The 10,385-nt window shown below is 69.4% G+C and carries 10 protein-coding genes; 4 read left to right on the top strand and 6 right to left on the bottom strand.

All coding sequences use genetic code 11. The features are described 5' to 3' along the window. Nucleotides 1-718 precede the first annotated feature (718 nt). The gene (locus ACIA49_RS36805; RefSeq protein ID WP_396382902.1) at nt 719-1,702 is read right to left on the bottom strand and encodes a hypothetical protein; all 984 of its coding nucleotides are present in this window, start codon (nt 1,700-1,702) and stop codon (nt 719-721) included. Between the two features lie 90 nt (nt 1,703-1,792). Here ACIA49_RS36805 and ACIA49_RS36800 point away from each other — a divergent pair, with 90 nt between their 5' ends. Further along, nucleotides 1,793-2,248, top strand: a complete 456-nt coding sequence (locus ACIA49_RS36800) for a MarR family winged helix-turn-helix transcriptional regulator (protein WP_396382901.1) — start codon at nt 1,793-1,795, stop codon at nt 2,246-2,248. A gap of 3 nt (nt 2,249-2,251) precedes the next feature. On the opposite strand, the gene ACIA49_RS36795 is transcribed toward ACIA49_RS36800, so the two are convergent. From ACIA49_RS36795 to ACIA49_RS36780, 4 genes are all read right to left on the bottom strand, one after another. Further along, nucleotides 2,252-3,196, bottom strand: a complete 945-nt coding sequence (locus tag ACIA49_RS36795; RefSeq protein ID WP_396382900.1) for a tetratricopeptide repeat protein — start codon at nt 3,194-3,196, stop codon at nt 2,252-2,254. 76 nt (nt 3,197-3,272) lie between these two features. Then, nucleotides 3,273-4,910 carry an NAD-binding protein gene (locus ACIA49_RS36790; protein WP_396382899.1) on the bottom strand — a complete coding sequence of 546 codons (1,638 nt, stop codon included), beginning with the start codon at nt 4,908-4,910 and terminating at the stop codon, nt 3,273-3,275. Between the two features lie 76 nt (nt 4,911-4,986). Next, nucleotides 4,987-6,660: a methylmalonyl-CoA mutase gene (locus ACIA49_RS36785; RefSeq protein ID WP_396382898.1), complete on the bottom strand. Its 1,674-nt coding sequence runs from the start codon at nt 6,658-6,660 to the stop codon at nt 4,987-4,989. 68 nt (nt 6,661-6,728) lie between these two features. Then, a complete protein-coding gene (locus ACIA49_RS36780; RefSeq protein WP_396382897.1) occupies nt 6,729-7,232 on the bottom strand; it encodes a MarR family winged helix-turn-helix transcriptional regulator in 504 nt (167 codons plus the stop codon). A 44-nt stretch (nt 7,233-7,276) separates the two neighbouring features. On the opposite strand from ACIA49_RS36780, the gene ACIA49_RS36775 reads away from it, so the two are divergent. The 3 genes from ACIA49_RS36775 (at nt 7,277) to ACIA49_RS36765 (ending at nt 9,673) form a co-directional block, all read left to right on the top strand. Beyond that, a complete protein-coding gene (locus ACIA49_RS36775; RefSeq protein WP_396382896.1) occupies nt 7,277-8,017 on the top strand; it encodes a maleylpyruvate isomerase family mycothiol-dependent enzyme in 741 nt (246 codons plus the stop codon). 75 nt (nt 8,018-8,092) lie between these two features. Then, complete coding sequence (locus ACIA49_RS36770) at nt 8,093-8,440, top strand: YciI family protein (protein WP_396382895.1); 348 nt, start codon at nt 8,093-8,095, stop codon at nt 8,438-8,440. Between the two features lie 3 nt (nt 8,441-8,443). After that, entirely contained in the window at nt 8,444-9,673 is a 1,230-nt protein-coding gene (locus ACIA49_RS36765; protein ID WP_396382894.1) for an RNA polymerase sigma factor, read from the top strand. Here the strand turns inward: ACIA49_RS36765 and ACIA49_RS36760 are convergent. Next, complete coding sequence (locus ACIA49_RS36760; protein ID WP_391547864.1) at nt 9,639-10,349, bottom strand: PH domain-containing protein; 711 nt, start codon at nt 10,347-10,349, stop codon at nt 9,639-9,641. The two genes, ACIA49_RS36765 and ACIA49_RS36760, sit on opposite strands and share 35 nt — an antisense overlap. Nucleotides 10,350-10,385: the final 36 nt, after the last annotated feature.

The raw sequence follows: 10,385 nt of genomic DNA, 5'->3' as shown, positions 1-10,385 counted from the left end.
GCCGAACCCCTCATCGCCCTCGCCATGCTCCGCCTCGGACGCCACCACCCCACCCTCCCCGCACGAAACTGACCCACACATACGACAGGAGAGCCGAAATTTGAGGAGAGAAGGGGCAACCCAAAGGGATATCCCCTCAAATCGCCCCGGGGTGGGCGCGAGGTGCCGCGGACCGGTGGGCGCGAGGTGGCGCAGCCCTCCTGCTCGGGGTGTGGGCACCAGGTGCCGCGCGAGGGGTGGACACGCGCGGCGCGGGCCTCCTGCTCGGGGTGTGGGCGCGAGGCCGCGCGGGGCTTCGCTCGGCGCGTGGGCGCGTGGGCGCGAGGGCGCGAGGCCGCGCGGGCCTCCTGCTCGGGGTACATGTGCGACCCCGCGCAGGTCCTCTGCGCGGGGTTGTGGGCGGGAGACCTCGCGGGATCCTCTGCTCGGCGCGTGAGCGCGAGGCCGCGCGGGCCTGCGCGTGGGCGCGAGGGCGCGCGGGGCTTCGCTCGGCGTGTGGGCGCGAAGTGGCGCGGGCCTCCTGCTCGGGGTGTGGGCGCGGGGCCGCGCACTCCCTCTGCGCGCCCCCTCTGCTCGGGGTGCGGGCGCGAGGTGGTGCGGGCCTGCCGTAGAGGCTGGGGTTGGTTCTGCTCGGGTGTACCGACGGACGGGTAGTCCCTGGTTGGTGAGGCGCTCGCAGGGGCGGCTCGCGCTTAGGGGTTGGGGTGGCGGGCGAGTACTACCCGTTGTTTGGTACGGCGTTGGCGCGGCGGATGGTGAAGCGGTCTGTTGAACCGCCGCTCAGCAACACGTCGACACTGCCGCTGAGGACGTAGACGCCGCTCGGGGTGATCGCGGCTGTTGTTGGGGCGGCGACGGGCCAGGGCTGGGCCGAGCGGACGCGCGCCGTGCGGTAGCCGTCGGTGCTGGAGAGGACGGTGAGCTCCTCGGTGCCCGGGGCGCCGAGTTTGTTGGTGACGGCGATCAGGCGGCGGTCGCGGGTGATCGCCAGGCCGTCGCCACCGACCAAGCGCTTGCCTACGGCAACCTCTGAGAAGTGGCCGCGCGGCGTGATCTTCAGGAGTACGCCGGTGTCGTAGCGAACCGTCAGCAGGAACCCGGCCGGGTCCCACACAATCCCGTTCACCCCGATCGAGTCACTGCGCAGCCGTGCATCCCGGACGAGCACCGATGCGTGGCCGGTCGGGTCGATCTTGTAGATCGCGTCCCCGGCGGGGTCGGTGACGTAGCTGTTGCCTACGGCATCGATCGCGAAATCGTTCGCGCCGTGCTTGCCGCCGGCCGGGTTCAGCCGCGCGGTGTTCAGGTCGACGCGCTGGAGCAGTCGACCGGTCCGCAGGTTGTAGACGGCTATGCCGGACTGCTTGTACGACGTTGCCTCGGACGAGCGCTCGCCCGACCCGATATCGCCGTACGTGACAAGCACGCGATTGCGCGGGGCATCGACGTGCAGCCCGAAGGTGGAGATGCCGGGCGCGACGCCGAACGGATGCGGGACGCCGTCGCGGCCGACGACGGAGATCCGGCCGGTCGCGATCGACCCGATCAGGAAGGCCTGCCGGGTCGGGTCCCAGGCAATCCCCTCGGGATAACGGTCGGCCGTGTGGCCGGTGATCGAGATCCCCACCGGCGCGGCCACAGCAGGCGCGACCGGCGAGGTCAGAGCGAGAACTGCGGCGAGAGCCGCAGTGAAACGCACCATCGAAAAACCCCTCTCAGGCGGATACGAGTACAGAGACTAATCAGAGCTCTGATGTGCGTCAATGCATATATGCCGAAAGGTGTTCGTACGATGAGTGGTATGCGGATGTCCTTCGACGAGCGGCTCGCTAGTCACCTGAAGCGGGTCGAGCAAGACCTGCAGGCGGCGAAGGCGGCCGCAGTGAAGCCGGCCGGCCTGACAGTGCCGCAGTACGCCGCTCTGTTCGTGCTGGACGAGCAGCCCGGGATCTCAGCCGCTGAGCTGGCTCGGCGTTGTCTGGTGACCCCACAGACGATGACGACGATCCTGCGCAACCTGGAGGCGTCCACCCTGATCGAGCGCACGCCGCACCCACTGCACAAGCACGTGATCGAGACGCGCCCGACTCCGGCCGGGCGGAAGGCCCTGGATCAGGCCGATGAGCGGGCCACCGGCGTCGAGCGCCGGCTGGCCGCTGCCTTCAGTGACGAGGAGCGCGACGTACTGCGTGCGCTCCTCGCCCGGGTGTCAGAAACCCTCACGACCGATCCAATCCTGGACCGCTAAAACTCAGAACAGCGCGGCCATCAGGCGACGACGGGCCTTGCCGACGCGCTCGTCCTCGGCGCCGACGACGTCGAACAGCTCCAGCAGGTGCAGGCGAACGGTGTTGCGCTCGTCCCCCGCGGTCGTCTGGATGGTCGTGATGAGCCGGGCGAACGCGTCCTCGACGTGACCGCCCATCAGGTCGACATCGGCGACCAGCAGCTGCGCCTCGATGTCGGACGGGTTGTCGGCCGCCCGCGTGCGGATGTCGGCCGGCGCCTCCTGGGTCCGCTTCACCAGCTGGACCCGGGCCAGACCCGACTTCGCCTCGGCGTCGTTCGGCGTCTCCTTGATCAGTTCCTCGTACGCCGCGATCGCGCCCTCGAGGTCACCCGCGCCGACCGCGTCCTCCGCCTTGGCGTAGCGCGGGTTCGGCGCGTCCTCCTCCTCGACGGGAGCCTCCGCGGCCGGTCCGACCGGTTCGGCCCGGCCGGAGACGCCGTTCGCCACGGCGACCGTCATCAGCTGGTCGAGGTACTGGCGGGCCTCGGCCTCGCCGAGCGCGCCCTGGAACAGCGGCACGACCTGACCACGCAGTACGGCGATCACCAGCGGCACCGACTGCACACCGACCGCCTGGGCCAGCTGCGGGTTGGCGTCGATGTCGATCCGGGCCAGCAGGAACTTACCGGCGTACTCGGTCGAGAGCTTGGTCAGCACCTCGCCGAGCTGGGCGGCGCCCTGCGCCCGCGGCGACCAGAACTCGACCACCACGGCCACCTGCAGGGACCGCTCGATCACGTCGCTCTGGAACGTCGCCTCGCTGACGTTCAGCACGTACGAGCCGGCAGCACCACCGGCCGCCGTACCGGGCACACCTGCACCGGCGCCGGGCCCGGGGGCTCCGGCCGGCCGCCGCAAGGCGGACAGATCGATCGCTCCGGGACGGGAGAAGTTGGACTGGCTCACCACTGCCCTCGCATTCCGCTCGCGCCCAAGGGGCGCCCACCGCGTACGTTCACAGGTCTATCCTCTCCGACGCTACTCAAGCGTTGGGAGCCCGGGTAGCCAGGAGTAGTCGCGCCAGGCCGCTCCGCGTCCCAGCGACCGCGATCCGATCGCCACCACGCAGGGGGCGGTCGTACGCCGGGGTCCAGTCCCAGGGGTCGGTGTCGTGCTTGTGGGCGAGCACCCGGAGCCCACCGGCTTCGTCGAGTTCACCGAGCCGGAGACCGACCGCGACCGAGGCCGGCTCCACGGTCACCTCGGTGAGCAGCAGGACGCGCCGACCGGCCGGGACGGTCACCTGGCTGCGCCGGTTGGCCGCCGCGGCCGCGATCGCCGGGGCGACCAGCATCGACACCGAGCGGCTGTGGCCGAGCCCGAGCCGTCGCTCGACCCGCTGGGCCAGGTCGTGGTCGAACATCCGCATCGTGATCCGCGCGTCCGGATTGAGATCCCGGACCACCATCGCGGACTCAAGGTTGGTGATGTCGCCGTCGGTCAGCGCCAGCACCGACTGCGCCCGCTGAACCCCAGCAGATCGCAGCGTCTCTTCGTTGCTACTGTCGCCGATCACGACCGGGATCCGCAGCCGATGCGCAGTCTGTACGCCGGGCGCATCGTCGTCCTTCTCGACGCCGACCACCGCGACTCCACGCTCGGACAGGATCTCCAGCACCCGGGCGCCGACCGTACCGAGGCCGCACACGACCACATGGTTGCGCGGCCGGCCGCGGACCCCACCGATCACGCGGGACAGCCGGGCACCGATCAGCGAGTCGACGATGACCGCGGTCAGCAGCGCCACCAGCACGATGCCGGTCAGCTGCACGATCACCGCCGCGACCTTCGCCCACGGGGCCGCGTCGGAGAACACGTTGTCCTCGATCCCGGCGGAGGTGACCGCCCCGGCGACCAGGTAGAGCGCCCGCAGCCAGTCGATCCTGGCGATGAAATGCGTGAGCACCGTTCCGATGATCACCAGCATCGCCATCACCGCCGCGATCCGCCGTACCCGGCGATCGAGCACGTCGCTGAGGGCCATGATCCAGCCGGCCCGCCGGACGTCGCGAGTCCGCCAGACCGTGCGGATCCCGGTGCCCAGCACAATGTCGCCACTCGGATCCGCGCTCGCCTCGGGCAGCAGCACGGGCGTCGCGGACGAGGTCGTGTCGGCCAGAACGGTCAGATGGGGTTCGCGGATCAGATCGGCCTGTCCGGCGACCAACCGCCGGTCGCCGATGTCAAGCCAAGTGAGCTCGTCGTCCTCCAGCGCGTCCGCTACGAACGCGGGCGCGGCCAGCGACGGGCCGGAGATGACCACGCAGTCGCCAAGCAGGCTGTGCAACTGCTTGCCCAGCCGCGGGTTCACCATCTGCACGATGATCCGCAGCCCCGGATCCATGTCGCGGGCGGTCAACGCCGTGTGCACGTTGTGGACGTCGTCGGTGTCCAGCAACACCAAGGCCCGCGCGGTCGACGCCTCGCCGTCCTTGGCGTCGATCCCGGCCCGGCGCAGCAACGACTCACTGATCACCCGGACGCCCATCACCTGGGCGCCGAGCTCGCTGATCCGGTCGTAGTGCCGCGAGGCCGGGTTGACGACTGCGACCACCCGCTCGCCCGAGCTCACGAGCTCGGTGACGACCCGCAGCATCGTGCGGTCCGAACCACAGACCACGACCGCTCGCCCGTCAGGCGGACCGGCCGCCGCCTGAACGCGTGCCGCGGCCGAGGGTTCTGCCGCTACGACGACCTCAGAAGCGGGCGGGCTCCCGGTACTCGCCCCACTCGTCCCGAAGAACGTGACAGATTTCCCCCATCGTGGCCTCCGCACGCGCCGCCTCCAGCATGGGCTCGATCAGGTTGCCAGTCCCCCTGGCCGCTTCGACAAGAGCAGCCAGCGTACGCCGTACCAGGTCCTCGTCGCGGTGGGACTTGCGCGTCGCGAGCACCCGGCACTGCTCGACCTCGACCTCGTGGCTGACCCGGAGGATCTCCAGCCCGCCGGAGACGGTGTCGGTCAGCGTGTTCACGCCGACGATCTTCTTCTCGCCCTTCTCGAGCTTCTGCTGGTACTCGAAGGCCGCGTCGGCGATCTCGGCCATGAACCAGCCGTCCTCGATGCCGCGCAGGATGCCGCCGGTCATCGTGCCGTCCGGGCTCATCTCCTTGATCCGCGCGAAGATCTCCTCGGCCTCGGCCTCGATCTTGTCGGTCAGCGCCTCGACGTACCACGAGCCGCCGAGCGGGTCGGCGACGTTGGTGACGCCGATCTCCTCCATCAGCACCGACTGCGTGCGCAGCGCGATCTCGGCCGACTGATCGGTCGGCAGGGCGAGCGTCTCGTCCAGCGCATTGGTGTGCAGCGAGTTCGTGCCACCGAGAACAGCAGCCAGGGCTTCCACAGCAGTCCGTACGACGTTCAGTGTCGGCTGCTGGGCAGTCAACGAGACACCAGCGGTCTGGGTGTGGAAACGCAGCCACTGGGCCTTGTCCGTCTTGGCGCCGTACACATCGCGCATCCAGCGGGCCCAGATCCGGCGGCTGGCGCGGAACTTCGCGATCTCCTCGAAGAAGTCCAGGTGGCTGTCGAAGAAGAACGACAGACCGGGCGCGAAGACGTCGACGTCGAGACCACGGTCGAGGCCGAGCTCGACGTACCCGAAGCCGTCGGCGAGCGTGTAGGCGAGCTCCTGGCCGGCCGTCGATCCCGCCTCACGGATGTGATAGCCGGAGACGCTCAACGGCTTGTACGCCGGGATGTTGGCTGCGCAGTACTCCATCAGATCGCCGATCAGGCGCAGATGCGGTTCCGGCGGGAACAGCCACTCCTTCTGCGCGATGTACTCCTTGAAGATGTCGGTCTGCAGCGTGCCGTTGAGCTTGGAGATGTCCGCGCCCTGCCGCTCGGCGGCGACCAGGTACATCACGAAGGCCGGTACGGCGGGGCCGGAGATCGTCATCGAGGTGGTGACGTCCTGCAGCGGGATGCCGTTGAACAGCCGGTCCATGTCGACCGCCGAGTCGATCGCGACACCGCAGTGGCCGACCTCGCCGAGCGCCTTCGGATCGTCGGAGTCGCGGCCCATCAGCGTCGGCATGTCGAAGGCGACGGACAGGCCGCCGCCCCCGCCGTTCAGGATCATCTTGTAGCGCTCGTTGGTCTGCTCGGCGTTGCCGAAGCCGGCGAACTGCCGGATCGTCCACGGCTTACCGCGGAACCCGGTGGCGTGCAGACCGCGGGTGAACGGGAACTCGCCCGGCCAGCCGATCCGCTCCATCCGCGGATCGGTCGCCCCCTCGGGCGGGCCGTAGACGGGCTCGACCTCGGTGCCGGAGAGCGTGGTGAAATCCGCTTCCCGCTTGCGTGCGGCGTCGTACCGCTGCTGCCACCGGCTGCGGCCGGCTGCGATCTGCTCGGCGTCCATGGACCCAAAATACTTGGACGTCCAACTATTTCCAACCGCAAGAGCGTGCCAACTTCCGGTGCGCAGAGTCAGCTGAAGTCGCCGGCGCTCTGCCGCAGCGGCTCGAGCACGGACCAGAGCATCTTGAGCTGGTCGTCACTCAGGCCCTTGAGCGCGAAGTCCGCCGCGACCAGATCCGCGGTCGCCCGCTCGACCAGGTCCCGTCCCTCCTGGGTGATCTCGCACAGGACGGCGCGGCCGTCGTCCGGGTGCGGGATCCGCAGCACCAGGTCCGCCGCCTCCAGCCGCCGGACGATCGACGTCACCGAGGTCGGGTGCACCTGCAGCCGCTCGCCCATCTTCCCCAGCGGCAGCGAACCACGCCGGGAGAACGTCAGCAGCACCAGCGCCTCGAACCGCGCGAACGTCAGTCCGTGCTTGCGGAGGATGTCGTCCAGCTCGCCGATCACGATCTGCTGGGCCCGCATCAACGACGTGACCGCGCGCATCTGCTCGACCGCGCCCCAGCGCTGACCCCACTGCCGCGACGCCTCGTCGATCGGATCGAACGGCAACGCCCGTCTCCTTGCCATGAACTGAAGAGTAACTGTCGGCGGCCTGTGGGAGGGTTCCGGACATGGGATTGTCAGCGGAGTACTACCTCGAACAACTCACCGCCGAGGCCGCCCGGCTGCGTGAGGTCGCCCAGTTCGGCCTCGAAGCGCCGGTGCCGAGCTGCCCGGGCTGGACGGTGGAGACCGTCGTGCGGCATGTCGCGCAGGTCTACCTGCACAAGATCGAGGTGCTCCGGCTCGGCGAGCTACCCAAACCGTGGCCGCCGGAGGGTGTCGACGACCGCGACGCTTTCGAGCTGTTCGACGAGTCCCTGGCCGCTCTGCTGGTGGCACTCCGGAAGGTCGGCACCTCGCAGCAGACCTGGACGTTCAGCCCACAGGACAGTACGACGGGCTTCTGGTTCCGGCGGATGGCGTTGGAGACCGTCGTGCACCGGATCGACGTGGAGCTCGCGTACGACGTCGTGACGCCGATCGCCGCTGAACTCGCACTGGACGGGATCGACGAGGTGCTCTATCCGAGCCTCGGCGGTCCGTGGTGGGACGAGAACTGGACCAAGCACCCGATCGACGCGGCGGTCCGGATCACGGCCGAGGGCCGGTCGTGGACAGTCGGCGCTGACGCCACCAGTGTGACCGTCACGCAGGGATCCGAGGGTGACGCGGCGGCGGAGATCTTCGGTGACGCGGGCTCGGTCTACCTGTGGCTGTGGGGCCGCACCGGCGACGAGGCCATCCAGATCGCCGGCTCGGAGGACGTCGTACAGGCGTTCCGGGGGCGGCTCACGGAAGCGACTCAATAGGAGTGTCCTGATGGCGAGGTGCTGTTCGTTCCTTTCCCGAGGGATCAGAGTGGTCCTGACCGAAGGAGCCGCATCATGACGCAGTACCTCGTCCTCACCTACACCGCCGACGTCGACTGGTTCGCGCCGGAGCAGGCCGCCGAGCTCGCGGAGTACCGGCAGTTCGCGATCGAGAACGCCGGGCAGATCAAGGCCAGCGCCGTCCTGCACCCGACGACAACCGCCACCGTGGTCCGCGTCGAGGGTGCGCGCGGCGGCCAGGTCGTCACCACCGACGGGCCGTACGCCGAGACCAAGGAAGCGCTGACCGGCTACTACCTGATCGAGGCCGAGGACCTGGAGGAAGCGATCGCGATCGCCGCCAAGCTCCCGGCCGCCTGGAACGGCGCGGTCGAGGTCCGTCCGGTCATCAACGCCAAATAAATCATGTACGACGAGATCGCCGACACGATCCGGATCGAGGGCACGCGGATCCTCGCCACCCTGATCCGGACCGTCGGCGACGTCCAGCTCGCCGAGGACGCCGTCCAGGAAGCCACCCTGGCGGCTCTCGGCGCCTGGCCGGTCACAGGAGTACCACCGGAGCCGCGCGCCTGGCTGACGGTCACTGCGCGCCGCAAGGCGATCGACATCCTGCGCCGCGAGCGCGCCCGAGGAGACAAGGAACGGGCGGGGACCGAGCTCGTGGAGCTCACCCGCCCCGAGCTCGCATCGGATGAAGCCGTCCAGGACGACCTGCTGCGGTTGATCTTCACGTGTTGCCATCCGACGCTCTCGCCGCCGACGCGGGTCGCGCTCGCGCTGCGGACCCTGTGTGGTCTCTCGTCGGCCGCGATCGCCGCGGTCATGCTCACCACCGAGGCAGCGACCGCGAAGCGGCTCACGCGGGCCCGGCAGAAGATCGCGGCCGCGAACATCCCGTACCGCGTTCCCCCGGCGAGCGAGTTGCCCGACCGGCTGCCCGCGGTGTGCGCGGTCGTCCATGGCCTCTACACGTCGGGTCATGCGCCGGCCACCGGCGAGACGGCGTACGACGTCGATCTCTGTACTGAGGCGATCCGGTTGGCCGAGCTCCTGCACGGACTGCTCCCCGGCCAGCCGATGCCAACCGCCGTACTGGCGCTGCTCCTGCTCACCGAAGCACGCCGACCGGCACGACTCGATGCTGACGGCGAGGTCGTCACGCTCGATCGGCAAGACCGCACGCTGTGGGACGCGGCGGCGATCACCCGCGGGATCGCGCTGCTGAACGACTCCCTGGAACGCTCAGACCGGCAGGCCGATCCCTACCAGCTGCAAGCCGCGATCGCGGCCGAGCACGCGCGCGCACCGGCGTACTCGATCACCGACTGGCGCGAGATCGTCCGCCTCTACGACCTCCTGCTCTCCGTCGCGCCGACGCCCGCCGCAGAGCTGGCCCACGCCGTCGCGACCGCAGAAGCCGATGGCCCGCAGGCCGGGCTGACCCTTCTCGAAGGACAACAGGGTTCGCGGACTCACGCCGTACGGGCGGAGCTGTTGGCGCGCCTGCACCGCTACCGCGAGGCCGTCGAGGAGCTGTCGCGATCCGAGCCCGCGACGGCGGCCGAAGACCGCCATCGGCAACGTCGGATCGGGGAGTTCAGTCGTCGGTCCAGTTCCCACGATCGCTGTTGAAGATCGACTTCGAGGCGGACGGCGAACTGCTCGGCGCGGGGCGCGAGTGGTGCGCCGGGGCCGCGGTGGTCGTGGTGACCTCCTGGGCCGAGTCCATCCCGATCGGGCCGGTACCGTCGTCGTCGGAGTCCTCGTCGCTCTGGACCACGTCGACGCTGGCCGAGGCGCGCAGGCCGGTGCGCTGGATGACGCGCTGGATGGTCAGGTCGCGGTCGTCGGGCCGGCTGACCCACTTGATCTCGCGGAAGCCCTGGTCCTGCGCGGCGGACTCGAAGACGAAGTGGCCGTAGCCGAGCATCCGCCCGATGATCGGCTTCTGCAGCGTGATGTCCAGGACCCGTGCGATCGGGGTGGTCGCGACGGTCTGCGAGAAGACGCCGCGGATCCGCATCACCCGCATGTTCGTGACGACGAAGCGGTCGCGGTGATGGGTGAGGAAGGTCCAGAAGGAGTGCGTGAGCAGCACCAGGCAGATCGCCAGCAGCACCGGCTGCCCGCCGATCGGCGTGGTCACCATCGTGATCAGCAGACCGGCCGCGAGCAGCACCTCCAGCATCGGGACCGTGAACACGACCCAGTGCTGCCGAACCTCGTCGATGACGACTTCGCCCTCGTCCGAGATCAGATGGCGCCGTACCTTCGGATCGAACATCCGGAAGAGGCCAATTCCGGCCATCCGCTCACTCCCCTGTCACGCGTCAATTTGACCCCG

This window comes from Kribbella sp. NPDC051587, assembly GCF_044453945.1.
Classification (GTDB): domain Bacteria; phylum Actinomycetota; class Actinomycetes; order Propionibacteriales; family Kribbellaceae; genus Kribbella.
This window is presented reverse-complemented; position numbering and strand designations above follow the sequence as displayed.

Bases quoted from the DNA above. Each gene is read 5' to 3' on its own strand.
- ACIA49_RS36785 (WP_396382898.1), bottom strand. From the start codon at position 6,660: ATGGACGCCGAGCAGATCGCAGCCGGCCGCAGCCGGTGGCAGCAGCGG.
- ACIA49_RS36770 (WP_396382895.1), top strand. From the start codon at position 8,093: ATGACGCAGTACCTCGTCCTCACCTACACCGCCGACGTCGACTGGTTC.
- ACIA49_RS36780 (WP_396382897.1), bottom strand. From the start codon at position 7,232: ATGGCAAGGAGACGGGCGTTGCCGTTCGATCCGATCGACGAGGCGTCG.
- ACIA49_RS36760 (WP_391547864.1), bottom strand. From the start codon at position 10,349: ATGGCCGGAATTGGCCTCTTCCGGATGTTCGATCCGAAGGTACGGCGC.
- ACIA49_RS36765 (WP_396382894.1), top strand. From the start codon at position 8,444: ATGTACGACGAGATCGCCGACACGATCCGGATCGAGGGCACGCGGATC.
- ACIA49_RS36775 (WP_396382896.1), top strand. From the start codon at position 7,277: ATGGGATTGTCAGCGGAGTACTACCTCGAACAACTCACCGCCGAGGCC.
- ACIA49_RS36805 (WP_396382902.1), bottom strand. From the start codon at position 1,702: ATGGTGCGTTTCACTGCGGCTCTCGCCGCAGTTCTCGCTCTGACCTCG.
- ACIA49_RS36800 (WP_396382901.1), top strand. From the start codon at position 1,793: ATGAGTGGTATGCGGATGTCCTTCGACGAGCGGCTCGCTAGTCACCTG.